We start from the raw sequence: 26,007 nt of genomic DNA on the forward strand, positions 1-26,007 counted from the left end.
GCTGCACCTGTCGGCATTTACTCGCCCGGTTGAAGTGAGGAGCCCGGCATCGGCATGGCGCTGCCGCGGCGGACGCGCTGGGCCCACAAGCGGAACCGGTCGAGATAGAGGTAGATGACCGGCGTCGTGTAGAGCGTCAGGACCTGGCTCAGGATCAGGCCGCCGACGATGGCGATGCCGAGCGGCTGCCGCAGCTCGCCGCCGTCGCCCATCCCGACGGCGAGCGGCACGGCGCCGAACAGCGCGGCCATCGTCGTCATCATGATGGGACGGAAGCGCAGCAGGCATGCCTCCTTGATCGCCTCGATCGGCTCCAGCCGGCGCCTGCGTTCCGCGTCCAGCGCAAAGTCGATCATCATGATGGCGTTCTTCTTCACAATGCCGATCAGCAGGATGACGCCGATCAGCGCCATGATACTGAACTCGGTCTTGAATGCCATCAGCGCCAGCAAGGCACCCACACCTGCGGAGGGCAGTGTGGACAAGATGGTCAGCGGATGGACGTAGCTCTCATAGAGCACGCCCAGCACGATGTAGATCGTGACAATTGCCGCCAGGATCAGGAACGGCTGGTTGCTCAGCGAGTCCTGGAACGCTTTTGCGGAGCCCTGGAAGGTGCCGCGGATCGTGGCCGGGACGCCGATCCGGTTCATGGTCGCCTCGATGCTGCCGACCGCAGTGCTCAGCGACACGTTCGGCGGCAGGTTGAACGAGATGGTGTTGGCGACGAGGAGGCCCTGGTGATTGACCGCGAGCGGCGTCGCGCCCTGCTTGAACGCCGCCACCGCCGACAGCGGGATCATGGTCTCGCTGTTGGTCGAAACCGCCGATCCGGTCGAGGCCACGCCCTTGCCGGTCGAACCGATCGAGTTGGTAGCCTGGTTGCGCGCGGCCTGGGCATTGGCCGAACTGGCCGCGCTCGAGGTTCCCGGCGCCACCACGGTGCCAGCCACCGCGTTGGTCGATTGCGAGCCGCCGACCGATCCGCCCGACGTGCTGATGTAGACGTCCTTCAGCGTCTCGGGGTTCTGCCAGTAGCGCGGCGCGACCTCCATGATGACATGGTACTGGTTGCGCGCGACATAGATCGTCGACACCTGACGCTGGCCGAAGGCGTCGTAGAGGGTGTTGTCGATCTGGCTCACCGTGATGCCGAGCCGGGCCGCCGCGTCGCGGTCGATCACGAGGTCGGATTCCAGGCCCTTGTTCTGCTGGTCGCTGTTGACGTCGGCGAGGTTCGGATCGCGCTGCAGGGCCGCCGCGATCTTCGGCGTCCAGTCATTGAGCTCCTCCAGCGTCGAACCCTGTAGCGTGTACTGATACTGCGCGTTCGAGGCCCTGCCCCCGACCCTGATGTCCTGCACCGCCTGCAGGAACAGGCTCGCGCCGGGCACCACCGCCATCTCGCGGCGCAACCGTGAAATCACGCCGTCGGCGCCGATCTTGCGCTGGTCAAGCGGACGCAGCGAGACGAACACGAAGCCGGAATTGGTCTGACCGCCGCCGGTGAAGCCGACCACCGTCTCCACCGCCGGGTCCTTCTGGATGATGCCGACGAACTGCGCGAGCTTCTGCTGCATCAGCTGGAACGACACGCTCTGGTCGGCCTGGATCGAGCCGACCAGCCGGCCGGTATCCTGCTGCGGAAAGAAACCCTTCGGAATCACATCGTAGAGATAGAAGTTGAGGCCGAACACCGCCGCCAGGATCAGCATCACCGAGAGCGGATGCCGCAGCGCCGCGGTCAGCGTCCTGCGGTAGAAATTGAGCATCGTCTCGAAGAAGCGCTCGCTGGCCCAATAGAGCCGGCCGTGGCCGCCGCGATCCGGCTTGAGCAGCACGGCGCACATCATCGGCGTGGTCGCCAGCGACACCGCAAGCGAGATCAGGATCGAGATCGAGATCGTCATCGCGAATTCGCGGAACAGCCGCCCGACGATGCCGGCCATCAAGAGGATCGGGATGAACACCGCGATCAGCGAGATGCTCATCGACAGCACGGTGAAGCCGACCTCGTTGGCGCCCTTCAGCGCCGCCTCCAGCGGGCTCAGGCCCTCCTCGATATAGCGGGTGACGTTCTCCAGCACCACGATGGCATCGTCGACCACGAAGCCGGTCGCGACCGTCAGCGCCATCAGCGACAGATTGTCGAGGCTGTAGCCGATCAGGTACATCGCCCCGAAGGTCGCCACCAGCGACACCGAGACCGCCACGACAGGGATGAAGGTGGCGCGCAAATTGCGCAGGAACGCGAACACCACGATGATGACCAGCATCACCGCCAGCACCAGCGTCCGTTCGACGTCGCGGAGCGAGGTGCGGATGGTCGTCGAGCGGTCAACCGCCAAGCCGATGTCGATCGCCGGCGAAATCGATGCCTGCAATTGCGGCATCAGCCCCTTCACCAGGTCGACGGTCGAGATGATGTTGGCGTTCGGCTGGCGGTAGAGGATGAGCAGCACCGCGGGCTTGCCGTTGGCGAGCCCGGCATTGCGCAGGTTCTCGACGCCGTCGGCCACCTCGCCGACATCGGAGAGGTGAACCGGCGCGCCGTTGCGATAGGCCACGATCAGCGATCTGTAGTCGTCGGCCTTGTTGGCCTGGTCGTTGGCGTAGACCTGGTAGCGCTGGTCGCCGACATCGATGCCGCCCTTGGGGCTGTGGGCGTTGGCGCTCGACAGCGCCGCGCGGACGTCTTCCAGACCGATGCCGTATTTGTAGAGCGCCTGCGGGATCAGATCGACGCGCACGGCGGGCAGCGAGCTGCCGCCAACCACGACCTCACCGATGCCCTCGACCTGCGACAGCTTCTGCGCCAGCACCGTGGAGGCGGCGTCGTAGAGAGCGCCGCGAGTCAGCGTGTCCGACGTCAGCGTCAGAATCAGGATCGGCGCGTCGGCCGGGTTGACTTTGCGATAGGTCGGATTGCTGCGCAGGCTGGTCGGCAGATCGGCCCGCGCCGCGTTGATCGCGGCCTGCACGTCCCGCGCTGCGCCGTTGATGTCGCGGTTGAGACCAAACTGCAGCGTGATCCGGGTCGAGCCGACCGAGCTCGACGACGTCATTTCAGTCACATCGGCGATCTGGCCGAGATGCCGCTCAAGCGGGCTGGCGACCGTGGTGGCGACGTCCTGCGGGCTGGCACCGGGCAGCGTCGCCTGCACCGAGATGGTCGGGAAATCCACCTGCGGCAGCGGCGACACCGGCAGCTTGAAGAACGCGACAAGGCCCGCCGCCGCAAGCCCGAACGTCAACAGCGTGGTTGCGACCCGCCGGCGGATGAAGGGCGTTGACGGATCCATGGCTCAACGCGACCCGCTCGCCTCGCCGACCTCGTCCGCCCGCCCGGCAAACCGCAGCGCCAGGCGATCGAACCAGAGATAGATCACCGGCGTCGTGAACAGGGTCAGCAGCTGGCTCACCAAGAGGCCGCCGACGATCGAGATACCGAGCGGATGCCGCAGCTCGGAGCCGGCGCCGCTGCCGAGCATCAGCGGCAGCGCGCCGAGCACGGCTGCCATCGTCGTCATGATGATCGGCCGGAACCGCAACAGGCAGGCCTGGTAGATCGCCTCCCGCGGCGGCTTGCCCTCGTTGCGCTCGGCATCAAGCGCGAAGTCGATCATCATGATCGCGTTCTTCTTCACGATGCCGATCAGGAGGATGATGCCGATGATCGCGATGATGGTGAGGTCCTGGCCCGCCATCATCAGCGCCAGCAGCGCGCCGATGCCGGCGGAAGGCAGCGTCGACAGGATCGTCAGCGGATGGATGAAGCTCTCATAGAGCACGCCCAGCACGATATAGACCGTGATGATCGCAGCCAGGATCAGGAACAGCTGGTTGGACAGCGAGGATTGGAACGCCAGGGCCGCGCCCTGGAAGCTCGTGATCATGCCGAGCGGCTGGTTGATCTCGGCCTGCGCCTGCTTGATCGCGGTCACCGCGCCGCCGAGCGAGGCGCCCGGCGCCAGGTTGAACGAGACGGTTGCCGACGGGAACTGGCCGAGATGCGAGACCTGCAACGGCGCGGTCTCGACCCGCATCCTGGCCATCACGGACAGCGGCACCGGCGTCGAGCCTACCGATGACGGCAGATAGATCGACGACAGCGAATCCAGCGAATTCTGCAGCGACGGATCGGCCTCGAGGATGACACGGTACTGGTTCGAATTGGTGAAGACCGTGGAGACGATGCGCTGGCCGTAGGAATCGTACAGCGCATTGTCGATCGTCGCCGGCGTGATGCCGAACCGCGCCGCCTGGTCGCGGTCGATGTCCACGAACACCGAAAGTCCCTGCGCCGAGATGTCGCTGGTGACGTCGCTGAGCTCCGGCAATTCCCTGAGCTTGTCGACCAGCTTCGGCGTCCATTCCGCGAGTTCGTTCGGGTCGGCGTCCTGCAGGATGAACTGATACTGCGTCCGGCTCACCGTGCCTTCGATGGTGAGGTCCTGGACCGGCTGCATGTAGAGCGTGATGCCGGTCAGCGCGGCGGTGCTCGCCTTGATCCGGTCCATGACAGTCGAGACGCCGGCCTTGCGCTGCTCATGCGGCTTCAAATTGATCAGGATGCGGCCGCTGTTGAGCGTGGTGTTGGTGCCGTCGACGCCGATGAAGGACGACAGGCTCTCGACATCGGGGTCCTTCAGGATCGCGCTGGCGAGCCGCTGCTGCCGCTCGGCCATCGCCGCATAGGACACCGATTGCGGCGCCTCGGAAATCGCCTGGATCACGCCGGTGTCCTGCACCGGAAAGAAGCCCTTGGGAATGATGACGTAGAGCAGCGCCGTGAGCCCGAACGTGGCGAGCGCGATCAGCAGAACGAACGTCTGGCGATCCAGCACCCAGTTCAGCATCCGGGCGTAGATCGCGATGACGGCGTCGAAACCTTCCCGGCTGAGCCGCTGGAAGGTGTTCTCGCGCGTCATGCTCTCCGGCTTCAGGAGTTTTGCGCAGGCCATCGGCACCAGCGTCAACGACACCACGGCGGAGATCAGGATCGTCACCGACAGCGTGATGGCGAATTCGCGGAACAGGCGGCCGACGACATCGCCCATGAACAGCAGCGGGATCAGCACCGCGATCAGCGACACCGTCAGCGAGATGATGGTGAAGCCGATCTGCTCGGAGCCGCGCAGCGCCGCCTCGAGTGGAGAGTCGCCCTCCTCGATGTAGCGCGAGATGTTCTCGATCACGACAATGGCGTCGTCGACCACGAAGCCGGTCGCGATCGTCAGCGCCATCAGCGACAGATTGTTGAGGCTGAAGCCGAACAGATACATCGCGCCCAGCGTACCGACCAGCGACAGCGGCACCGACAGGCTCGGGATCAGCGTGGCGCGGGTCGAGCGCAGGAACACGAAGATCACGAGCACGACCAGGATCACCGCAAGCGCCAGCTCGTATTCGACGTCGCGCACCGAAGCCCGGATCGTCACGGTCCGGTCGGTCAGGATGTTGAGATCGATCGCGGCCGGCAGCGTCGCCTGCAGCTGCGGCAACAGGTCCTTGATGCCCTGGACCACCGAGATCACGTTGGCGCCGGGCTGGCGCTGGATGTTGAGGATGATCGCCTGCGTCTCGTTCATCCAGGCGCCGAGCTTGTCGTTCTGCGCACCGTCGACGACGTTGCCGACGTCGCTGAGACGAACCGGCGAGCCGTTCTTGTAGGCGATGATCAGCGAGCGGTAATCGCTGGCATTGCGGATCTGGTCGTTGGCATTGATGGTGTAGGCGCGCATCGCGCCGTCGAAATTGCCCTTCGGCGTGTTGACGTTGGCGTTGCCGAGCGTGGTGCGGAGATCGTCGATGTTGAGGCCATAGGCCGCGAGCTTGCGGATGTCGGCCTGGATGCGCACCGCGGGCCGCTGGCCGCCGCTGATGCTGACGAGGCCGACGCCGGGCAGTTGCGAGATCTTCTGTGCGAGGCGCGTGTCAACGAAGTCCTGCACCTGCGTCAGGGGCATGGTCTTCGAGGTCAGGCCGAGAGTGAGGATCGGCGCGTCAGCCGGATTGACCTTGGCGTAGATCGGCGGCGCCGGCAGGTCCGACGGCAGCAGATTGCCGGCGGCGTTGATCGCGGCCTGCACCTCCTGCTCGGCGACGTCGAGCGAGATCGACAGGCCGAACTGCAGCGTGATGACGGACGAGCCGGCCGAGCTCACCGAGCTCATCTGGTTCAAATTCGGCATCTGGCCGAACTGCACCTCGAGCGGCGCCGTTACCGACGACGTCATCACGTCGGGGCTGGCGCCCGGATAGAAGGTCTGCACCTGGATGGTCGGATAATCGACCTCCGGCAGCGCCGCGACCGGCAGGAATCTGAACGCCAGCATGCCCGACAGCATGATGGCGATCATCATCAGGGTCGTCGCCACCGGCCGCAGGATGAATGGCCGCGACGGGTTCATTTCTTCTGCCCGTCCGCGGAACCCTTATGGTCGCCGCCTCCCCCCTTGTCGGGAGCACCGCCGCCCTTGCTATCTGGCTTGTCGCCTCCCTTCGCAGCTCCGTTCGCCGTCCCCTTGGCTGCACCGGCCGGGTTCGCGGCATCGGCGGCGGAGCGCACCACCACCTTGGCGCCTTCGCGCAGCTTGTCGGCGCCGTCGATCACGATGCGGTCGCCGGGCACAAGCCCCGAGAGCACCTCGACGCGGTCGCCGTCGGTGACGCCGATCTTCACCGGCCGCACCGAGACCGTGCTGTCAGCGTTGACGAGATAGACGAAGGTGCCGGGGACGCCGCGCTGGATGCCGGCGGTCGGCATCGTCGTGGCATCCTTATGGGTGTCGAGCAGCAGGCGGATGTTGACGAACTGGTTCGGATACAGCGTGCGCTTGTCGTTCTCGAACTGAGCGCGCAGCTTGATCGTGCCGGTGGTCGCATCGATCTGGCTGTCGAAGGTCTGCAGCGATCCCTCAGCGAGCTTGTTGGCGCCGCTGCGGTCATAGGCCGCCGTCGGCAGCACCGCGCCGTCCTTCAACCGCTTCGCGACCGCCTGCAGATTGTCCTCCGGCAGCGTGAACAGCACGCTGATCGGCTCGAGCTGCGTGATCACGACAAGGCCGTTGGTGTCGCCCGGCGTGACGTAGTTGCCGAGGTCGACCTGGCGCAGTCCGACCCGCCCGTTGATCGGCGAGACGATGTGACAATATTGCAAATTCACTTCGGCCGATTTCACCGACGCGCGGTCGGCCTCGACCGTACCCTGATACTGCGCGACCAGCGCGACCTGGGTATCGAGCGTCTGATGCGGCACGGCGTTCTGCGTGGCGAGGTTCTGATAGCGGGTGAGATCGACCTGGGCGCCCTTCAGCTGCGCCTCGTCGCGCGCCAGCGTGCCCTTGGCCTGCGCCAGCGTCGCCTCATAGGGACGCGAATCGATCTCGGCGATCAGGTCGCCCTTCTTGACCTCGTCGCCCTCCTTGAAATCGATCTTCATCAGGTAGCCGCTGATCTGGCTCCGGATCGTCACGGTCGCGAGCGACGTCACGGTGCCGAGCGCATTCAGGCTGACACCGATATCGCCCTTGCCGACGGTCTCCGGCACGATCGACATCGGCCCGGCGTTGCGCCCGCCACCGGCCTGTGGCGGCGCGGCCTGCTGCCGCGTCCACCACACGATGCCGGCGAGCACCGCCAGCACGACACATCCTGTCAGAAAGCCTCGCCAGCGCGACGGCCGCCCGACTTGCTCGGGCGCCACAATCGACGGGTTCTTGATATGCTGGTCCATAAACTTGCCCACGAAGAAACACGAACGAGCTCGCGCCGCTCTATGTGTCCCTTGAAGTCCGCGCGCGCCACATCCGAGGAAGCATTTTGAACGCTTCGGTCTGACAAAGCGCGTTAAGAATCGGAAAGGAAAGTCCTCCTTCCCGGTCGGGCGCTATTTCTCGCTGGATTGTGGCTATTTTACCCGATCATCTGTAGCCAGGGCAACACGATCAGCAACAATCCGGCAAAGTAGATTACGCCGAAGATCAACCCGAACTTCCAGAAGTCGCCTTTGCCGATATAGCCGCTGCCGTAATACATCGGCGCCGGTCCGGTGGCGTAGGGCGAGATCACCCCCATCAGCCCGAGCGAATAGACGCACAGCAGCATCAGGGTTTGCACCGACAGGCCGGGAATGCTGGAGCCGACGGCGAGCACCACCGGCAACACGGCGGCGGTATGCGAGGTGATGCTCGAGAAGAAATAGTGGATCCAGAAGAAGAACGTGACGAGCAGGATCATCCCGACCAGCGGCGAGGTGCCGGAGAGCGGCTTCGCATAACCCTCGGCCACCCATTTGATGAAGCCGATCTCGTTGAGACCTGACGACAGCGTGAGCAGCGAAGTGAAATAGAAGAATACCTCCCAGGCGCTCTTCTCCGCGACGATGTCCTCGAACGCGATCACGCCTGTGAGCAGCATCAAGGAGATCACGACGAACACCACTGTGGTCGCGTTGATGAAGTTCGAGCCGAGCAGCGGCACGCTGATATTGGGATTGGAGCCGCAGATCCACAAGAACATCGCGAGCAGCACCAGCACCGCCATGATCCATTCGTGGCGCGACGGCGGCCCCATCTTGGCGAGCTCGCCCTCGCTCCAGGTCACGATCTCCGGGCTCTCCTTGATCTCCGGCCGGCAGATCACGTAGCTCAGCAGCGGCACCAGCAGCAGCAGGAGGATACCCAGCGGCGCGAAGCCGATGAACCATTGCGACCAGCCGACCTCGATATTGACGAGCTTCTTGGCGATCGAGAGCGCGGCGGCGTTCGGCGCCAGCGCGGTCAGAAACAGCGAGCTGGTGACGGCGGTGGTCGCGAACGCCGTCCACATCACGAAGGTGCCGATCTTGCCCGCGGTCGGACCGGGCTCGGAGCCGTAGATGCGCGGGATGTTGCTGACGATCGGATAAATGGTGCCGCCCGAACGCGCGGTGTTGGACGGCGTCGCCGGCGCCAGCACCAGATCGGAGAACGCCACCGCGTAGCCGAGCCCGATGGTGCGGCGGCCGAGCCCGCGCACCAGGAGCAGCGCCAGCCGGCGGCCGAGCCCGCTCTTGCGGTAGCCGATCGAGAACACGAAGGCGCCGACGATCAGCCACACCGTGCTCTCGGAGAAGCCACTGAGCATCCAGCGCAGCGACTTGTTCGGGTCGGGCTCGACATAGCCGCCGACCCCGGCGACCGTGAGGCCGATCAGGCCGACCGCGCCGACCGGCATCGATTCGAGGATCAGCCCGGTGATCACAGCGGCGAACACCGCAAAATAGTGCCACTGATTGGCGTTCAGCCCTGATGGCACCGGGACCAGATAGATCACCAGCCAGACCAGCAACGGCGCAAACGTCCGCCATGACGATTTCATGCAGCGTCCCCCTCACCCGTGTTGATTGTCGGCGCGCGAGCCGCCATGTCCCGGGCGGCGGCGCCATCTTTTGTGGCAATGTAGCATGGCCGCGCAGTCCGTCTCGGGAAACTGCGGCGGAATGGCGCGGCTTGTGGAGGAACCGGCGCGCTTCGTCAACACGTCGCGACCCCGCAGCCGGCCCCATCGCAAGACCGTCCGCGCTTTGCTATCCTCAGCAGCATGACCGCACGCGACTCCGCCTCCTCCGAGATCACGCCCGAGGTGCTGCTGCGCGCCTATGCCTGCGGCATCTTCCCGATGGCGGAGAGCGCCGACGATCCGACCCTGTTCTGGGTCGAGCCCGAATTGCGCGGCGTGATTCCATTCGACGGCTTCCGTGTCGCCTCACGCCTCGCGCGCACCGTGCGCTCGGATCAGTTCACCGTCACTGTCGATACCGCGTTCAAGGCCGTGATCGCCGGCTGCGCGGCGCCGCAGCCCGGCCGCGACGACACCTGGATCAACAAGCGCATCCGCGATCTCTATCTCGGGCTGCACGCGTCGGGCCATTGCCACAGCGTCGAGGTCTGGCAGGACGACAATCTGGTCGGCGGCCTCTACGGCGTCAGCCTCGGCCGCGCCTTCTTCGGCGAAAGCATGTTTCACACCACGCGCGATGCGTCGAAGGTAGCGCTGGTGCATCTGGTGGCCCGGCTGATCGCAGGCGGCTTCGAGCTGCTCGACACGCAATATGTCACCGAGCATCTGAAGACGTTCGGCGCGGTGGAGATTTCGCGCCGCCGCTATCGCGCGCTGCTCGACAAGGCGATCGCAGGCGCACCGGCGGATTTCCGCAAGCTCGACACCACGCAGCCGGTCAAGGGGGCCGACGCGCTGGCGATCATCGCCGCGCGCAATTGACTGCGTCGATCATGTAGCCCGGATGAAGCGACGCGTAATCCGGGGCCGCATTGTCCGCGCAGAAAGAACCCGGATCTCGCTAACGCTCCATCCGGGCTACGCAGTGCCGATCAATTCCCGAACAACCCGCCGAACAGCCCGCCCGGCCGCTGCTGCTGGGGCGGCGGAGGTGGCGGCTGCTGCTGGTATTGCGGCAGCGGTTGCGGCGGCGGACGCGGCGCAGCCTGCTTTGGTGGCGCGCGCTTCTGGGCCGGCGGCGGAGGCGGCGTCGGCGCCTTCGGCGGATCGGGCGCGGCGGTCACGATGGTCTGGTCCGGCCCTTTGCAGTCGGTCAGCCAGATGTCGTAGATCGGATGCTCGACGCCATGCAGGCCTGGGCTCGCCGCGAACATCCAGCCCGAGAAGATCCGCTTCACCTCGCCCTGCAGTGTGATCTCGTCGACCTCGACGAAGGCGTCGGTGTTGGCGGCTTCCGTCGACGGCCTGGTGTAGCAGGCGTCGGTCTTCACCCGCAGCGCGCCGAACTGCACGGTCTCGCCGATGTCCTCGTCGAAATTGATAATGCGTCCAGTGATCTTGTCGAGGCCGGAGAAGCTCGCCTTCTTGTTGGTGATCTTGGTCGACGGCGGCTCCTGCACGACCTCATCGCCCGGCTGCAACGCGGCAGGTGTCTGCGGCGGGGTAGCCTGTGGGGTGCCCTGCGGCGTCCCTCTGGGCTGACGCTGCCCCGGCGGCAGGCCCGGCAGCGGATTGGCGCCTGGCGGCGTGTTGGCAACGGCGGGCCCGCCGGGCTGCGGCGGCTGTACGGCAACGCCGGGCGGCGCGACCGTGCTGCCTGGCGGCGGCGCCAAGGGCTGCGACTGCACGCTGCCGGGCGGCGGCACCGCCTGGCCGGGCGGCAACGCCCGCGGCTGGGTCGGCAGCAGGCGGCCGCGCGGCAATTCCGGCACTTCCTCGTCGTCGTCGCTGGGCGGCGCCACCTGGCCACGCGGAATCGAGCCGGGCGGACGCGGCGCCGGATCGGAGAAAATCGTTCCGATCTGCGCGCGCGCGGGCGGCGCAAGCGAGATGGTTGAGGCGGCAACCAAGGCCGCAAAGCCAGTCAGGGCAATGGTTCGAAGCATCTCGCGGGCTTTAAAGGGCGAATCGGGCTCGCGACAGTCTACCTTGATATCGGCCGCTCGCAGGCCACCGGTTAACACGCCGAATACGGCGGGGAAAGGGCGCGCGGACGCCCGTCCCCGGCCCCCGGCCAAGCCCGGTTCAGCCTCTGGTCACCCCTGGGAACACGTGTGATAGTCCTCACGCTGAAGCCACGCGGCACCGCGTGAAAACCAGAGAAAATCCGGATCGAACCGGACCAGCCAGAGGAAACCCAAACATGCCAGATCGCATCAGGCTCGACGGCCGGGTCGCCGTCGTCACCGGGGCTGCCGGCGTCATCGGAACCGCGACGCTCCGGCTGCTCGCCGAACGCGGGGCGCGGATTGTCGCGGTCGACCGCAAGGGGGCCGATCTTGCGGCCGCCATCAAGGACCTGCCCGCCTCGGCCGAGGCCTTCGCGATCACTGCCGACGTCACCGATGAGGACGAGGTCAGGGACTATGTCCGCGCCGCCGTCGACCGCTTCGGCACCATCGACGCCTTCTACAACAACGCCGGCATCGAGGGCGACATCAGGCCGATCCCGGAATATTCGCTGGAGAGCTTTCGCCGGGTGCTCGACGTCAATGTCGTCGGCGTCTTCCTCGGCATGAAGCATGTGCTGCCGGTCATGCTGAAGCAGAACAAGGGCAGCATCATCAACACCGCCTCGATCGCCGGCCTGATGGGATCGCCGATGATCGCGGTCTACAGCGCCAGCAAGCACGCAGTGATCGGCCTGACCAAGAGCGCGGCCTGGGAATGCTCAGGCACCGGCGTGCGCGTCAATTGCGTCTGCCCCGGCATGATCGAGAGCCGGATGCTGAGCACCATTTTGCAGGGACGTTCCGGCGGCAACGCGCCGCCGCCGGTCGAGAAGATCGTCGACCGCATCCCGGCCCGGCGACTCGGCCTCGCAAGCGAGGTCGCATCGATCGTCGCTTTCCTGGCCTCCGACGAGGCGAGCTACGTCTCCGGCTCCGCCTACACCGTCGATGGCGGCCGCACCGCCGCCTGACACACCCGTCATTCCGGGGCGATGCGTAGCATCGAACCCGGAATCTCGAGATTCCGGGTTCGGTCCTGCGGACCGCCCCGGAATGACATCAATGAAAAACCAACATCAATAGGTCACAATCAATATGCCCGTCGTTCTCGATCCCGATGCCGCCGCTGTCTACAAGGCTTTCCAGGAGGCCGGCCGCCCCGCCTATGAATCGCTCACCGCACCGGAAGCGCGGGACTATTATCGGGCCGCCCGCATCGTCTCTAATCCCGAGCCGCCGGCGCTCGAATCGAGCAAGGCGCTTGCGATCCCGGCGCCGCACGGCGCGATCCCGGCCCGCATCTACACGCCGAAGCCGCTGCGCAGGACAAACGGGCTCGCGCCCTGCCTGGTGTTCTTCCATGGCGGCGGCTGGGTGATCGGCGATCTCGACACCCATGAGGTGGTTTGCCAGAAGCTCGCCCATGAAGGCGAGCTGATCGTGATCTCGGTCGACTACCGCCTCGCGCCCGAGCATCGCTTCCCGGCCGCGGTGGACGACGCCGTCACCGCGACCAAATGGGTCGCCGCCAACGCCGGGGATCTCGGCATCGACGCTTCGCGCCTGATCGTCGGCGGCGACAGCGCCGGCGGCAATCTGGCGGCGGTGGTTGCCCTCACCGCCCGCGACGGCGGACCGAAGCTCGCCGCCCAGCTGCTGGTCTATCCCGCGACCGATTTCTCGCGGAAGCATCCCTCGCATCGCGAGCCCGAGACCAGCATCCTGTTGACGCATTCGGTGATCGGCTGGTTCGGCGACCATTATCTCGGCGACGCAGACAACAGCGACTGGCGCGCCTCGCCAGCGCGCGCGAAGAGCTTTGCCGGATTGCCGCCGGCCTATGTGCTGACCGCCGGCGCCGATCCGCTGCGCGACGAAGGTGACGAGTACGCGAAATTCCTCAAGGACGCCGGCGTGCCGGTGACCTACCGGCATTTCCCCGGCCAGTTCCATGGCTTCTTCACCATGGGCAAGCTGCTCAACCAGGCCAATGTCGCGGTGACCGAGATCAGCGCCTGGCTGAAGACGCTGGGCTGAGCGTGTCGCCCTCGATCGAGATCGCCAGGCACACGCTGCTCTCATGCGGCCTGATCCTGGCGATCGGCACGATCGCCGCGCTGATCGCGCAGAAAACCAGGATTCCCGACGTCGCGGTGTTCCTGCTCACCGGCATCGCGATCGGGCCGCACGCGCTCGGGCTCGTGCATATTGGTGCGGATTCCGCACTGAACCAGATCATCCTGCTGTTCGGTGCGAGCTATATCCTGTTCGACGGCGGGGCAACGCTGCGGCTTGGTGTGCTCAAGCAGGTTTGGATCACCATCGTCGTGATCGCAACCTTGGGCGTGATCATCACCGCGGCGATAACGGGTCTCGCCGCGCAATTCATACTCGGCGTTCCCCCGATCGTGGCGTTCCTGCTCGCCGCGACGCTGGCCTCGACCGATCCAGCAACGCTGGTGCCGATCTTCCGCCAGGTCCCGATCCGTGACCGCGTCGCCCAGACCGTGATGAGCGAATCCGCCTTCAACGATGCGATGGGCGCGATCGTCACGCTTACCCTGCTCGGCCTTGCGACCGGCAGCACGTTCTCCTTCTGGGCCTCGCTGAGCCAATTGATCGAGCATTCCATCATCGGCATCATTGCCGGCATTGTGCTGGGCTATCTCGCAGCGATGTTCATCGCTCACGAGAAATGGGCCTTCCTCGCCGAATATGCTCCTGTGGTCACCGTCGTCGCGGTGATCGCCGCCTATTTCGCCGCCGAGGGCCTGCATGCCTCCGGCTTCATGGCCGTATTCGTGTTCGGCATCATGCTCGGCAACAAGGAGGCTTTCGGCTTCGCGATGGAACCGGACGAATCCCAAAAGCTCGGCGAGTTCGTCCTGACCACCGCCTTCATCCTCCGGCTCTTCATCTTCATCCTGCTCGGTGCCCAGGTGGATTTTGCACTGATGCACCAATACTGGCTTGCCGGCGTCGCGGTCACGCTGGTGCTGATGTTCGTGGCCCGCCCCATCACCGTGTTCCTGTGCGCGGCGCCGGATCGCCGCGCGCGTTGGAGTCTTGCAGAACTGCTGTTCATGTGCTGGACCCGCGAAACCGGCGTCATTCCCGCTGCGCTCGCCGGGCTGCTGCTGGGCATGAAGGCACCGGGCGCACAGATGATCGCCTCCGTCACGTTCGTCGCGATCCTGACCACGATCCTGGTCCAGGCCTCCACCACGCGCTGGCTTGCAGCGAGGCTCGGGTTGCTGGAAGCCGGCGAGCGCCAGAGCTGACACTTATTCCGCGCCTATAACTCGCCTGCACCGTTCGCCTCGCATTCCTATGCGCTCGCCTCGATATTCGACGAGGAAATCAGCGCGCTTTCGTACCCTTGGGAATCCCTCCCGGTTTGGTGCCGCCATGTCGCAAGAGAACGATCGGAACCCCTACTCGCTGCCGGCGTGCATTGCGGTTCTGCTGGTCTTTGGTGCTGCAACCCAGTTCAACGCGCTGGTCGGCTGGCTCTGACGGCGCGCCGACGGCAGGTCCGCGAAAAAGCGGCTCGCTTCGGAATCGGGCATCGGACGCTATGCCAAACGGTCGCAGTGCGACCGAACAGGGTTGCCCTATACCGGTTGCTGTGCAAAACCCCTCGCGGGTGTCAACTGCAGGGCGCAGTGACAGGTGTAGCGATGGGTCGGGCCGCCACGCGGAAAGCGCGCGCCCGATGGATCATCGATTACCCACCCAGGACCTCCCGCGAGTTCAACGACTTGCCGAGCGGGCGTTCACGACGCTCCAGCGCTTCCTGCACGTCGAAGCTGTGGGCGGCGGCGTGCTGTTGGCCGCAGCGGCGGCGGCGTTGATCTGGGCCAACTCTGCCTTCGCCGACAGCTACCACGCGCTCTGGCATCAGCACGTCTCGATCGGGTTCGGCGGCTTCGTGATCTCGAGGTCGCTGCATTTCTGGATCAACGAAGGGCTGATGACGATCTTCTTCCTCGTCGTCGGCATGGAGATTCGGCGCGAAATCCATGAGGGCGCGCTGAGCAGATTCGACCAGGCAATCCTGCCCGTGATCGCCGCGGCCGGCGGCGTCATCGTCCCTGCCCTGATTTACTCTGGCCTGAACCTCGATCCTGTGCGCGGTCGGGGCTGGGCGGTCCCCACGGCAACGGACATCGCTTTTGCAGTAGGGGCGCTCGCGCTGCTGGGTCGATCGATCCCGGTCAATTTAAGAGTGTTCCTGCTCGCACTCGCGATCATCGACGACGTCATCGCGGTGCTGATCATCGCCCTTGTCTACAGCGGCGGACTGGCGCCGGCTGGATTTGTTGTGGCGGCGCTGGGCATGCTGATGGTGTTCGGGCTGCAACGGATCGGCATCGGCTCCGCCCTCGCCTACGTTCCGCCGGGCGCGTTGGTCTGGACCGGGCTTCTGATGACCGGGGCGCATCCGACCCTTGCCGGCGTCGTGCTCGGTCTGATGACCCCAGTGCGCTCAATGCCGCTGCGGGAGTCGCCGCTGCAAATGGTCTCGCGCGTGGTTGCCGAGTTGCGCGACAACGATGCGGCATGGAAGGACACCCATCGCCTCAGGTCGCGGCGCCGTGCGCTCCATATCGCGCGCCGCGAGATGTTGCCGCCCGTCGTGCGCGTGCAAACGGCGCTGCATGGCTGGGTCGCCTTCGGCATCATGCCCCTGTTCGCGTTGGCGAACGCCGGCATCACCCTGACAACGACCGATCTCACCGCCGGAGCCCAGTCTGTGATGATGGGCGTCGGGCTTGCACTTGTCCTGGGAAAACCGGTCGGTGTGATCGGCGCGACTTGGCTTGCGGTCAAATTGGGGCGCTGTCGGCTGGCACCCGGCCTCTCATGGAGCGGCGTCTGCCTCATCGGCCTGCTTGCCGGAATCGGTTTCACGATGTCGATCTTCATCGCCATGCTGGCTTTCACGGACGAAGCACTGCTGAACGCGGCCAAGCTCGGCGTGCTCCTCGGCTCGCTCGCCGCCGCCATGCTCGGGCTCGGCTGGGGCGCCGTATACGTTCGACGTCTGCCTGGAAAGCGTCAGTCGGACCTCGCGAAGGGCGAGCAGGCGTGATGCACATCGCCTGATCCTCTTCCCGCCGCTCGCACGGCGGCGGTGGCCCGGCCGAAGGCGCAGATGTCCATGAACCAGCTCCCGGAAAAGTGGAATCTGCGTTGCTGCAACGCACAAACAACCTTGCCTCAAACTTGTGGAAAAGCGAGACAAATCCGTTGACATTGCTAAACTCCATTCGCCGTAACAACTTATGGAGCGTTCGCATGAGTGTTAGTGCAGAAGTCCTCGCCCGCGCCCCGTTGGAAACCACGGAGGGCGACATCGACACGATCGGTTCGCATCGGCCACGCGGCAACGTTCGGCCGCTCTCAGCGATGCCGGACTATGTCGAGCACCGCAACGGCGTCAACGAGGTGGGCAAACTGTCTGCCGAGGCGGTCGTGCGCGAATACGAAGCAGCGGTGAAAGAGATCGAGGCCCTTGGATCTGAATTGCAATTGGCTGCCAAGAACTGCGAGGTCATGGTGGCGGGTGTCCATGACATGATCGCGGAAATCAAGGAGTTCGCCGCGGGTTACCGTGATCAGGGCAAGCGTTTCTTCCTCCAGATCGAAGCCGTCTCGTTGATGACCACGGAGGTCAGGAATACCTGCGAGGCACTCAAGAAGAAGATCGCGACCGACACATTGAGCAACTGATGTTTCGGCTCGGGCACCTTTTGTGCTCAGCCATCCGTGGATATTCAGCGTTCGTCCTGGTCGTTTGTAAGGTGAATGGCTGCGCTAGTCCGGCGCGGCGGAACCGTTAGTTCTATTCAAGACCAAGTCGTTTGAGATCAAGTCGTTCAAAGATCAGGTCGTTCAACATCCTGCCCCGCGTCCGCGGGACGTTTGTGCTGCGCTAATCTCTGCGCGCGGCGCGTCCGCGAACGGGCCGGACCTGCGTCGATGAGCCGTTTAGCGCGCGTCAGGCGCACGCTCGGCTGGAGCCAAGGCTGAAATCGGGGACCAGCGGTCGCTAAAGTCCTTGGCCGGGAGCGCATCCGTGTCGGAGACGACGACGCCTTCGGTCCGCGGCGCGTGCGACCTCATGGTCGCAGCGGTTGCCGTGACAGCCAGCAGGGCGACGGCGACGAACCCGGTAATCGTTCGATGCTTTGTCATGTGGAACCTCCTCGGGTCCTCAACGCCCCACCTAACGTGGGTCACAGGAACCTTCGCGCCGGTTCATCGGTGCAACGACGGCATGGATCGTGTGAGATCGGACAACGAGCTTGTCCCAAACCCAAATTGCCTCTGCCGGCAACGCCGGCGAATTTGGCGACGGTCCCTGGTCGGCGGCTGTGTTCGCTTCGCCGTCGGAATGATCGCCCTTCTCGCCAACAGCGCGCCGGAGTTTCCGCAAGTCGACAGCCTACCCCGCGCGCGATGCCCGGCGCAGCGATTGCGGCGGCTGGCCGAAGGCACGGATGAAGGCGCGGCGCATCCGCTCCGGATCGCGGAAGCCGGTGATCTCGGCGACGCGCTCGATCGCCTCGCCCGACGACTGCACGCGCTGCCGCGCCACTTCGATCCTCAATCGCTCCACCGCTTTCGATGGTGTGGTGCCGGTCTCTGCGATGAAGGCGCGGGTGAAATGCCGCGAGCTCATCCCGGCCTTGTCGGCGAGGTCCTCGACCGTCAGCGGCGCGTCGAGATGTTCGCGCGCCCACGCGAGCAGCGGCCCGAACCGGCCGTTCGGCGCCTTCAATTCCAGCAGCGAGGAAAACTGCGACTGCCCGCCGCTGCGCCGATGGTACAGCACGAGCTGCCGCGCGGTGTTCTGCGCGACCTCGTCGCCGTAGTCTTCGGTGATCATGGCGAGCGCGAGATCGATGCCCGCGGTGATGCCGGCCGAGCTCCAGATGTTGCCGTCGCGGACGAAGATCTGGTCCGGCTCGAGCTTGACCTTCGGATAGGTCTTCACGAAATGCGGCGTGCGCTGCCAATGCGTGGTGGCGCGGCGGCCGTCGAGCAGGCCGGCCTCGGCCAGCACATAGGCGCCCGAGCAGACGCTGGCGACACGGATGCCGCGGCTCGCCATCCGCCGCACGAATGACAGCGTGACAGGACACGTCGCCGGCGTGCGCACACCGTTGCCGCCCGCGATGATCAGCGTCGTAATCGCCGCCGACGGCTTGAAGCCGCGCGCCAGCATCTCGACGCCGGACGACGAGCGCACCGGTCCCGCCTTCAGCGCGATCGTCTTGATATCAGGCGGGTTGTTGGCGAAGCGCGCCGCGATCTCGAACGCCGCGATCGGGCCGGCCGCGTCGAGCAGCTGGAAGTCGGGAAAGATCAGGATGCCGATCATCTGCCAAATCCTCGCAATGCCGAATACCGGGAGATGGCATTACGTTGCTAGCGACGCCACGTCCGAAAATGAGGGAATTACGCCATTTTGGACAGGAGGCCATCATGGCATCGTGGTTCCGTCAAGCGCTATTTGGAGAGCTCCGATGTCCGAACCCCTGCAGATTGGATTGCTCGTCTTTCCGAAGGTGACCCAGCTCGACCTGACCGGCCCGCTGCAGGTGTTCTCCTCGGTCCCCGGCGCCAAGGTGCATCTGATCTGGAAACGCATCGAACCCGTTCAGACCGACTCCGTCATGGTCCTGACGCCGACCACGACCTTTGCCGACTGTCCGCAGCTCGACGTGATCTGCGTGCCCGGTGGGTTCGGCACCGACGACATGGTCGGCGACGAGGAGATGCTCGCCTTCCTGCGCAAGCAGGCCGAGGGAGCGAAGTACGTTACGTCGGTCTGTACCGGCTCGCTGGTGCTTGGCGCCGCCGGTCTGCTGAAGGGCTATCGCGCCACCACGCATTGGAGTGCGATCGATTTCCTGTCGGGTTTCGGAGCCATCCCGACCAAGACGCGCGTCTGCGTCGACCGCAACCGCTTCACCGGCGGTGGCGTCACCGCCGGCATCGATTTCGCGCTGACGCTGGTGTCCGAGCTCGTCGATCGCAAGACCGCCGAAGCAATCCAGCTCAGGCTCGAATACAACCCGGCCCCGCCGTTCAACGCCGGCTCGCCCGATACCGCGCCGGCCGAGATCCTCGCCTTCATGAAGGAGCGGATGGGACCGGCACACGCGCGCCGGGGCGAATTGATGAGCCGCGCCGCGGCACGGCTATCCTGACCCGATCGTGAGACAAAGAAAAAGGCCGCCCGGTTTCCCGAGCGGCCCTTCCTGTCTCACGGCAGCCTCACATTTGCGGGCGATTTCCGGACGTCTGCACCGGGGGCCTATCTCCCGGCCGCATCCAACTCGGAGGCCGCTGCTCATCGGGACAGTCGCGATCTGGAGCCCGATCCGACGCGATGGTTTCCCATCTCCGTAAGATGGCTTCATTGAGCCGCGAAGGCGCGCTCAGCGCAAGCGGACAGCATCGGATGTGGCCCACCTGTCCCCGCTGTTACCGTTGTCCACAGGCACGCACTCCCGTTGCAACGGGCGCGTGCGCTGCACGCGCGGCGTTACGCACGCGCGCGGCAGAAACAACAATGCGTGAAGCTCAGCTCCCCGGCGTCCAGGCGTGATAGTCGCCGGTCGCCTTGGGGCGGCGGCCGCTCGCCAGCGTCGAGCCGGACGGACGGTAGGCCTGCGCGGTGCCGGTCATGTTCGGCAGATGCGGCTTTTCCCATTCCCGCGGCGCGTACTTGTCCTCGGTCGGGGGCACATCAACCGTGTGATGCAGCCAGCCGTGCCAGCCGGCCGGGATCCGGGACGCTTCGGCATAGCCGTTGTAGATCACCCAGCGGCGCTCGAAATGCAGCGTCGGGTCGATCTCGCCGCCCTTGGTCCGGTAGTAGCGATTGCCCTGCTCGTCCTCGCCGACCAGCTCGCCGTAGCGCGAGGTCCAGAATTGCGTGCCAAAGGTCTGGCCGTTCCACCAGGTGAAGAATTTCAGCAGGAATTGTTTCATGCGTGGGCCGGTCGTCGGTTCGAGGCAGTTCGGCTCTGATGCCACCTGAATCTCCAAATGTCCAGCCGCCGCCAAGGTAGCCCGACACTCCCGAAGAGACCGGCTTGCAGGCCCTTTGGCGACCAAATGACGCGGTCACGAGGAGTTTTGTTCACCTGCCATACATGCGCCGCCGGTCAAGCAAAGATGACGGACAATCAATGTGGAACGCGGGAACGTCCGACCGCAGAGTTGGTTAGACACCGCAGAGTTGGTTAGACATTGTCCGTTTTGATGGAGTCCAAAATGATCAATATGAAGGTTCTGAGCACCGCCGCGGCGCTGGCGCTTGCGCTGCCGTTGGCTGTGGCGCCGACCGTCTCGTTCGCCCAGTCTGCCGCACAGATGGGCGCGATGGGCGGTGGCGGTGGTGCGCGCGGCGGCGGTGGCGGCGGTGGCCATGTCGGCGGCGGCGGTGCCATGGGCGGTGGCGGCGGCTGGCATGGCGGTGGTGGTGGCGGCGGCGGCCACTGGGCCGGTGGTGGCGGCGGCGGTGGTTGGCGCGGCGGTGGCGGCGGCTGGCATGGCGGCTATCACCGTGGCGGCGGCTTCTGGCCGGGCGCGGTTGCCGGTGCAGTCGTCGGCGGAGCGCTCGCCTCGGGCGCGTATTACGGCGGCTATGGCCCCGGATACGGCTACTATGACGACAGCTACGGCTATTACGACGACAGCGCGCCTGTCGCCGTCGAGGCCGCGCCGGGCGGCGATGCGAGCTACTGCGCGCAGCGCTACAGGTCCTACGATCCGGCCTCGGGCACCTATCTCGGCTTTGACGGCCTGCGGCACCCCTGCCCGTAATCACGGGTTGAATGCTTGAGCTTGCGAAGGGCGGCGGCAACGCCGCCCTTTTTCATGTCCGGAGCGCCACCGCGACGGCCGCGAACGTCACCACCAGCGCGGCGATATCACTCGTGCTGAGCGGCTCGCGCAGCATGGCGGCGGCCGCCAGCACGCCGACCACAGGCACCAGCAGCGTGCCGATCGACGCGGTCGCCGCCGGCAGCCGCTCCAGCGCCGCGAACCAGCAGACATAGCAAAGGCAGAACTGGATCAGCGTCATGTAGACCATCGACGCCCAGCCGAGTTGCGATAGCGCGGCAAGCTGCGGCTGCTCGATCAGGACGCCGGCGATTGCGATCGGCACGCAGCCGATCGCGAGCTGCCAGGCGGCGAGCGACAGCGGCGGCATTGCGAGCTTGAAGAACTTTGTGAGCACCGTGCCAAGCCCGACGCAGAGCGCGCCCGCGAGTGCGAACAGCAGACCCGGCAACTTGCCGAGGCTCGCGTCGAGACCGCCACCGCCGATCAGCGCGGCGATCCCGACCAGCGCCACCGCAAGCGCGAGCGCACGCGGCAACGACACGCGCTCGCCGAGCACCGGCCAGGCCACCAGCGCGACCCACACCGGGATCGAGATCCCGAGCACGGCCGCCTCGCTGGCCCGCAGCCAGATCAGCGCCAGGCCCATCGACGCGACCCAGCCGCCGATCGACAGCGTCGACACCAGGGCAAGCCGCAACCACATGCCGTCAGGGACGCGCAGCGTCTGCCCGCGTGCGACCGCCACCAGAGCAAGCGCGATCGCGCCGACCACGCCGCAGAGCCCGCGCGACGACAGCGGCGGCCACTCGGTGAGCAGGAACTTCATGATCGGGAAATTGAGACCCCAGCCGGTCGATGCGACCACCAGGAATGCGAGACCGAGCGGTGACAGCGGGGCGCGGCCGGCGACTGGAACTACGGTCATGGACCCGTCGTAATGTAGGCGGACAAATACAAGTGATGGTGTCAGGGCTAGCTGGAAATCTGCTTGTCAGCAAACAGCATATGCATTCTATGATACAGACTTTCCGTCTAGGTTCCGCCTTAATCGGCAGACGGGCCAAGCGAGTCGCCGGCACGCGAGGCCGCAGATAGAGGATGCATCGTGCCGAGCGTTCTCGTGGTCGATGACGACCCGATGGTGTGCGTTGCCATCGAGGTGTGTTTGCAGCGCCAGGGCTTCGACGTCACCGTCGCGGATGGCGGTGAAGCGGGCATGCGCGCGCTGGACAAGGCGTCGTTCGACGTCATGCTGGTCGACGTCTTCATGCCGCATATGCGCGGTTTCGAGGCGATCCGCATCTTCCACGAGCGCGCGCCCCATATTCCCGTGATCGCGATGTCCGGCTATGCCTTCGCCAACGCCGACCGGGCGCCGGATTTCCTGCGGATGACGATCGAGCTCGGCGCGTCGGCCTGCCTGCGCAAGCCGTTTACCCCGCAGGCGCTGGTTGCCGCCGTTAACGAATGTCTTGCGAAGTCCGCTCCTTCTGCTCGTCTTTCCAAATAATTGCTCGTACTAATCGTCGATGGCTTCCCAGCGTCTCATCCTCGGCAGCGGCCTTGCGATCCTCCTCGTCATCAGCGCGGCGTCGATCGGGCTGGACGTCAAGTCGCGCAGCGAGATTGATTCGGTCGATCACGCACTCGCCATCCTCAAGCGCATTTCGGATGCGCGTTCGCTGCCGCGCGGCGTCGAGAGCGCGGCGCGCGGGTTCGCGCTGACCGGCGACGCCTCCTTCGCCGAAGAGTTTCGCCAGCAGAGCACGGCCCTCACCGCCGCCTTCGACGATTTGATGGCTGCGGTGAAGTCGGCCCCGGAGGAAGCGCGGCTGATCACGGGCACCAGGGTAGACGTCGCGCGCGCCATTGCGCTCGGTGCCGAACTGATCAGGTTGCGCACGGCGGGCGACACCGCCGGCGCGGCGGCGCTGATCTCCGCGGGCGAGAGCCGCGCGCTGATGGACGAGGTCGGTGCGGCGCTCGACCGCCTGGTCACTGAAGAGCGCCGCCTGCTCGGGATTCGCACCGAACAGTCGAAGACCAATGGCCGGCTGTTGCTGGCGGTCGACCTTGCCGGCGTGGTGATGATCCTGCTGCTCGCGGTCGCGCTGACGCTGGCGGCCCGGCGCGCCAGCCGCGAACTGCAGGGCGCGCTCAGCGCGACCAAGGCGACCAATCTGTCGCTCGAGGGCAAGGTGGCCGAGCGCACCAAGGATCTCGGCACCGCGCTCGAAGAGCTCCGCCGTTCCACCTCGGTGATGGAAACCACCTTCCGCAGCATGGCGGAGGCGGTGCTGGTGATCGACGGCGGAGGCACCGTGCTGCTCTCAAACCCGGCCGCCGAGAAGATGCTGCGCTACAAGCCGGGCATGACGGTCCGGCAGCTGCGCGCCATGAGCAACGTGTTCCAGGCCGACGGCGTCACGCCGATGCAGGCCAATGACATGCCCTCGGCCAAGGCGTTGCGCGGCGAGGAATTCGACGGGCTGGAATTCGTCGCCCGGCCGGTGCGCGGCGCGCCGGAGATTCACCTCGTGGTGTCGGGCCGGCCGCTGCGCGACGGCGACAACGCCATCACCGGCGCGGCGCTGATCTATCACGACATCACCGCCTCGCGCGAAACCGAGCACAAGCTGCAGCAGGCGCAGAAGCTCGACGCCATCGGCAAGCTGACCGGCGGCGTCGCGCACGACTTCAACAACATGCTGACGGTCATCACCGGCACCACCGAGACGCTGGTCGACAGCCTGCGTTCGCAGCCGAAGCTTGTGCAAACCGCCGAGCTGATCGACCGCGCCGCCGAGCGCTGCCGCGAGCTGATCCAGCATCTGCTCGCCTTTGCCCGCCGCCAGCCGCTGGAGCCGCGCACCGTCGACATCAACGGCACCGTGGTCGATATCGCCAAGCTGCTGCGACCGACGCTCGGCGAGCAGATCGAGATCGATCAGGTGCTCGCGCCCGATGTCGCCAGCGTCCACATCGATCCGTCGCAGCTTGCCAACTCGCTGCTCAACATGGCGATCAACGCCCGCGACGCGATGCCGAACGGCGGCAAGCTGCTGTTCGAGACCAGCAACATCGTGCTCGACGACGCTTATGCGGCCGTCAATCCCGACATCACGCCAGGCCGCTACGTGCTGCTCGCGGTCAGCGACACCGGCACCGGCATGTCGCACGCGGTGCAGGACAAGGTGTTCGAGCCGTTCTTCACCACCAAGGAGGTCGGCAAGGGCTCCGGCCTCGGCATGAGCATGGTGTACGGCTTCGTCAAGCAGTCCGGCGGCCACATCAAGATCTACAGCGAGGAAGGCCACGGCACCACGATCAAGCTCTATTTGCCCCCTGCCCGCGGCCAGGTCGAGGTCGAGGCGCCTGCGCCGGAGCCGCCGCGGCGCGGCAGCGAAGTCATCCTGGTCGTGGAAGACGACCAGCTGGTGCGCAACTACGTGGTCACGCAACTTGGCGCGCTCGGCTACAAGACCATCGCCGTGCCCGATGCCCGCGCCGCGCTGGCGCTGGTCGACAAGGGCGAGAAGTTCGACCTCCTGTTCACCGACGTCATCATGCCCGGCGGCATGAACGGCCGCCAGCTCGCCGACGAGGTGGCCAAGCGGCGCCCCGGCATGAAGGTGCTCTACACCTCGGGCTATACCGAGAACGCGATCGTGCATCACGGCCGCCTCGACGAAGGCGTGCTGCTGCTGGCAAAACCCTATCGCAAGGCGCAGCTCGCCAGCATGCTGCAGCAGGCGCTCGGCGAGTGATGTGAGCTACCGCGTCGCCAAGGCGACGCCGGCGAGCGTGAACAGCAGCGCTGTGATCTGGGTCGGCCCGAGCGGCTCGTGCAGCGCGACGGCGGAGGCGATCACGCCGATCACGGGCACCGCCATGGTGCCGATCGCCGCCACCGAGGCCGGCAGGCGGGCAAGCGCGGCGAACCATGCGACATAGGCGACGCAGAACTGGATCAGCGTCGAATAGACCAAGAGCCACCAGCCGACCGTCGTGACGCGGTCGAGATGCGTGGTCTCGATCATGAGGCCGATGATCGCGATCGGCACGCAGCCGAGACCGATCTGCCAGGCCGCGGCCGGGATCGGCGGCATCACCAGCGGGTATTTCTTCGCCAGCACCGTGCCGAGCGCAAAGCCGAACGCGCCGCCGAGCGCCATGATGATTCCCGGCAGCTTGTCCTTGCTCGCGGAAATGCCGTTGCCGCCCATGATCGCGGCAAGCCCGGCGAACGCCATCACCAGCGCAATGGTCCGCAGCCACGTCGGCCGCTCGCCGAGCACCGGCCAGGCCAACAGCGAGGCCCATACCGGCATGGTGTAGGCAATCAACGCGGTCTCGCTCGCCGGCAGCCAGAGCAGCGCGAGCCCCATCAGCACCATCCAGCCGGAGACGTTGAGCGCCGCATAGAGCACGAGGCGCGGCCACAGCCTTGCCTCGACATGCAGGCTCTGGGCGCGGAGCAGCGCCAGCGCCGCCAGCAGCACGGCGCCGATCACGCCGGTGATGCCGCGCAGGGTCAGCGGCGGCAGCTCGCTGAGCAGGAACTTGGTGGATGGCCAGTTGAATCCCCAGCCCACCGAGGTGATGGCGAGGAACATCAGGCCGGCGGGCGCAAGGCGCGTCCGCCCGGAAGGCTTCGGATCTGTCATGGAACCCGGCAAGG

The 26,007-nt window shown here is 65.8% G+C and carries 20 protein-coding genes; 10 read left to right on the forward strand and 10 right to left on the reverse strand.

The window, feature by feature from the left end; genetic code table 11:
* Positions 1 to 17 precede the first annotated feature (17 nt).
* The 4 genes from CO675_RS29775 to CO675_RS29790 all read right to left on the reverse strand — a co-directional run bounded on the left by CO675_RS29775 (position 18) and on the right by CO675_RS29790 (position 9,363).
* Positions 18 to 3,302 (reverse strand): efflux RND transporter permease subunit, encoded by a 3,285-nt coding sequence (locus tag CO675_RS29775; RefSeq protein WP_097675347.1) that lies wholly within the window; start codon positions 3,300 to 3,302, stop codon positions 18 to 20.
* 3 nt (positions 3,303 to 3,305) lie between these two features.
* Positions 3,306 to 6,413 (reverse strand): MdtB/MuxB family multidrug efflux RND transporter permease subunit, encoded by a 3,108-nt coding sequence (locus tag CO675_RS29780; protein ID WP_097675348.1) that lies wholly within the window; start codon positions 6,411 to 6,413, stop codon positions 3,306 to 3,308.
* Positions 6,410 to 7,738, reverse strand: a complete 1,329-nt coding sequence (locus tag CO675_RS29785) for an MdtA/MuxA family multidrug efflux RND transporter periplasmic adaptor subunit (RefSeq protein ID WP_210203138.1) — start codon at positions 7,736 to 7,738, stop codon at positions 6,410 to 6,412. Before CO675_RS29785 ends, CO675_RS29780 begins: the two co-directional genes overlap by 4 nt.
* 179 nt (positions 7,739 to 7,917) lie before the next feature.
* Entirely contained in the window at positions 7,918 to 9,363 is a 1,446-nt protein-coding gene (locus CO675_RS29790; RefSeq protein ID WP_097675349.1) for a DASS family sodium-coupled anion symporter, read from the reverse strand.
* Between the two features lie 222 nt (positions 9,364 to 9,585).
* Here CO675_RS29790 and aat point away from each other — a divergent pair, with 222 nt between their 5' ends.
* Positions 9,586 to 10,266, forward strand: coding sequence for a leucyl/phenylalanyl-tRNA--protein transferase (gene aat / locus CO675_RS29795; protein WP_097675350.1), 681 nt, complete (start codon positions 9,586 to 9,588; stop codon positions 10,264 to 10,266).
* A 110-nt stretch (positions 10,267 to 10,376) separates the two neighbouring features.
* Here the strand turns inward: aat and CO675_RS29800 are convergent, their stop codons facing one another.
* Positions 10,377 to 11,390 (reverse strand): DUF2155 domain-containing protein, encoded by a 1,014-nt coding sequence (locus CO675_RS29800; RefSeq protein WP_097675351.1) that lies wholly within the window; start codon positions 11,388 to 11,390, stop codon positions 10,377 to 10,379.
* Positions 11,391 to 11,647: 257 nt separating this feature from the next.
* Between CO675_RS29800 and CO675_RS29805 the strand changes: the two genes are divergently transcribed.
* From CO675_RS29805 to CO675_RS29825, 5 genes are all read left to right on the forward strand, one after another.
* A complete protein-coding gene (locus tag CO675_RS29805) occupies positions 11,648 to 12,427 on the forward strand; it encodes an SDR family NAD(P)-dependent oxidoreductase (RefSeq protein WP_097675352.1) in 780 nt (259 codons plus the stop codon).
* A gap of 124 nt (positions 12,428 to 12,551) precedes the next feature.
* Complete coding sequence (lipP1, locus tag CO675_RS29810; protein ID WP_097675353.1) at positions 12,552 to 13,493, forward strand: LipP1 family hormone-sensitive lipase; 942 nt, start codon at positions 12,552 to 12,554, stop codon at positions 13,491 to 13,493.
* Positions 13,494 to 13,495: 2 nt separating this feature from the next.
* On the forward strand, positions 13,496 to 14,737 hold the full coding sequence (locus tag CO675_RS29815; protein WP_198964794.1) for a cation:proton antiporter: 1,242 nt from the start codon (positions 13,496 to 13,498) through the stop codon (positions 14,735 to 14,737).
* Positions 14,738 to 15,171: 434 nt separating this feature from the next.
* Entirely contained in the window at positions 15,172 to 16,551 is a 1,380-nt protein-coding gene (gene nhaA, locus CO675_RS29820) for a Na+/H+ antiporter NhaA (protein ID WP_097675355.1), read from the forward strand.
* 206 nt (positions 16,552 to 16,757) lie between these two features.
* A complete protein-coding gene (locus CO675_RS29825) occupies positions 16,758 to 17,192 on the forward strand; it encodes a hypothetical protein (RefSeq protein WP_097675356.1) in 435 nt (144 codons plus the stop codon).
* Positions 17,193 to 17,450: 258 nt separating this feature from the next.
* Here CO675_RS29825 and CO675_RS29830 read toward each other — a convergent pair whose 3' ends face one another.
* Together CO675_RS29830 and CO675_RS29835 are read right to left on the reverse strand one after the other, a co-directional pair.
* On the reverse strand, positions 17,451 to 17,657 hold the full coding sequence (locus CO675_RS29830; RefSeq protein WP_143279170.1) for a hypothetical protein: 207 nt from the start codon (positions 17,655 to 17,657) through the stop codon (positions 17,451 to 17,453).
* Between the two features lie 250 nt (positions 17,658 to 17,907).
* The gene (locus tag CO675_RS29835) at positions 17,908 to 18,846 is read right to left on the reverse strand and encodes a GlxA family transcriptional regulator (protein WP_097675358.1); all 939 of its coding nucleotides are present in this window, start codon (positions 18,844 to 18,846) and stop codon (positions 17,908 to 17,910) included.
* 145 nt (positions 18,847 to 18,991) lie between these two features.
* On the opposite strand from CO675_RS29835, the gene CO675_RS29840 reads away from it, so the two are divergent.
* Positions 18,992 to 19,678, forward strand: coding sequence for a DJ-1/PfpI family protein (locus tag CO675_RS29840; protein ID WP_097675359.1), 687 nt, complete (start codon positions 18,992 to 18,994; stop codon positions 19,676 to 19,678).
* 376 nt (positions 19,679 to 20,054) lie between these two features.
* Here the strand turns inward: CO675_RS29840 and CO675_RS29845 are convergent, their stop codons facing one another.
* Positions 20,055 to 20,465: an NADH:ubiquinone oxidoreductase subunit NDUFA12 gene (locus CO675_RS29845; RefSeq protein ID WP_097675360.1), complete on the reverse strand. Its 411-nt coding sequence runs from the start codon at positions 20,463 to 20,465 to the stop codon at positions 20,055 to 20,057.
* A gap of 285 nt (positions 20,466 to 20,750) precedes the next feature.
* Between CO675_RS29845 and CO675_RS29850 the strand changes: the two genes are divergently transcribed.
* Positions 20,751 to 21,302, forward strand: coding sequence for a BA14K family protein (locus tag CO675_RS29850; protein WP_198964795.1), 552 nt, complete (start codon positions 20,751 to 20,753; stop codon positions 21,300 to 21,302).
* Between the two features lie 52 nt (positions 21,303 to 21,354).
* Here CO675_RS29850 and CO675_RS29855 read toward each other — a convergent pair whose 3' ends face one another.
* A complete protein-coding gene (locus CO675_RS29855) occupies positions 21,355 to 22,251 on the reverse strand; it encodes a DMT family transporter (protein ID WP_097675362.1) in 897 nt (298 codons plus the stop codon).
* A 180-nt stretch (positions 22,252 to 22,431) separates the two neighbouring features.
* On the opposite strand from CO675_RS29855, the gene CO675_RS29860 reads away from it, so the two are divergent.
* Together CO675_RS29860 and CO675_RS29865 are read left to right on the forward strand one after the other, a co-directional pair.
* Positions 22,432 to 22,836, forward strand: a complete 405-nt coding sequence (locus CO675_RS29860; protein ID WP_097675363.1) for a response regulator — start codon at positions 22,432 to 22,434, stop codon at positions 22,834 to 22,836.
* 19 nt (positions 22,837 to 22,855) lie between these two features.
* Entirely contained in the window at positions 22,856 to 25,093 is a 2,238-nt protein-coding gene (locus tag CO675_RS29865) for a CHASE3 domain-containing protein (protein WP_097675364.1), read from the forward strand.
* Positions 25,094 to 25,099: 6 nt separating this feature from the next.
* Here the strand turns inward: CO675_RS29865 and CO675_RS29870 are convergent, their stop codons facing one another.
* Positions 25,100 to 25,993, reverse strand: a complete 894-nt coding sequence (locus CO675_RS29870; protein WP_097675365.1) for a DMT family transporter — start codon at positions 25,991 to 25,993, stop codon at positions 25,100 to 25,102.
* Positions 25,994 to 26,007 lie beyond the last annotated feature (14 nt).

Origin of the sequence: Bradyrhizobium sp. C9 (assembly GCF_002532045.1) — a bacterium.
Classification (GTDB): Bacteria; Pseudomonadota; Alphaproteobacteria; order Rhizobiales; family Xanthobacteraceae; genus Bradyrhizobium.

What these genes read in the sequence shown, in the direction of transcription:
- CO675_RS29855 (WP_097675362.1), bottom strand. Translation starts at nt 22,251, where the DNA reads ATGACCGTAGTTCCAGTCGCCGGCCGCGCCCCGCTGTCACCGCTCGGT.
- lipP1 (WP_097675353.1), top strand. Translation starts at nt 12,552, where the DNA reads ATGCCCGTCGTTCTCGATCCCGATGCCGCCGCTGTCTACAAGGCTTTC.
- CO675_RS29790 (WP_097675349.1), bottom strand. Translation starts at nt 9,363, where the DNA reads ATGAAATCGTCATGGCGGACGTTTGCGCCGTTGCTGGTCTGGCTGGTG.
- CO675_RS29865 (WP_097675364.1), top strand. Translation starts at nt 22,856, where the DNA reads ATGGCTTCCCAGCGTCTCATCCTCGGCAGCGGCCTTGCGATCCTCCTC.
- CO675_RS29850 (WP_198964795.1), top strand. Translation starts at nt 20,751, where the DNA reads ATGATCAATATGAAGGTTCTGAGCACCGCCGCGGCGCTGGCGCTTGCG.
- CO675_RS29825 (WP_097675356.1), top strand. Translation starts at nt 16,758, where the DNA reads ATGAGTGTTAGTGCAGAAGTCCTCGCCCGCGCCCCGTTGGAAACCACG.
- CO675_RS29775 (WP_097675347.1), bottom strand. Translation starts at nt 3,302, where the DNA reads ATGGATCCGTCAACGCCCTTCATCCGCCGGCGGGTCGCAACCACGCTG.
- aat (WP_097675350.1), top strand. Translation starts at nt 9,586, where the DNA reads ATGACCGCACGCGACTCCGCCTCCTCCGAGATCACGCCCGAGGTGCTG.
- CO675_RS29845 (WP_097675360.1), bottom strand. Translation starts at nt 20,465, where the DNA reads ATGAAACAATTCCTGCTGAAATTCTTCACCTGGTGGAACGGCCAGACC.
- CO675_RS29835 (WP_097675358.1), bottom strand. Translation starts at nt 18,846, where the DNA reads ATGATCGGCATCCTGATCTTTCCCGACTTCCAGCTGCTCGACGCGGCC.
- CO675_RS29780 (WP_097675348.1), bottom strand. Translation starts at nt 6,413, where the DNA reads ATGAACCCGTCGCGGCCATTCATCCTGCGGCCGGTGGCGACGACCCTG.
- CO675_RS29805 (WP_097675352.1), top strand. Translation starts at nt 11,648, where the DNA reads ATGCCAGATCGCATCAGGCTCGACGGCCGGGTCGCCGTCGTCACCGGG.
- CO675_RS29830 (WP_143279170.1), bottom strand. Translation starts at nt 17,657, where the DNA reads ATGACAAAGCATCGAACGATTACCGGGTTCGTCGCCGTCGCCCTGCTG.
- nhaA (WP_097675355.1), top strand. Translation starts at nt 15,172, where the DNA reads ATGGATCATCGATTACCCACCCAGGACCTCCCGCGAGTTCAACGACTT.
- CO675_RS29870 (WP_097675365.1), bottom strand. Translation starts at nt 25,993, where the DNA reads ATGACAGATCCGAAGCCTTCCGGGCGGACGCGCCTTGCGCCCGCCGGC.
- CO675_RS29800 (WP_097675351.1), bottom strand. Translation starts at nt 11,390, where the DNA reads ATGCTTCGAACCATTGCCCTGACTGGCTTTGCGGCCTTGGTTGCCGCC.
- CO675_RS29840 (WP_097675359.1), top strand. Translation starts at nt 18,992, where the DNA reads ATGTCCGAACCCCTGCAGATTGGATTGCTCGTCTTTCCGAAGGTGACC.
- CO675_RS29785 (WP_210203138.1), bottom strand. Translation starts at nt 7,738, where the DNA reads ATGGACCAGCATATCAAGAACCCGTCGATTGTGGCGCCCGAGCAAGTC.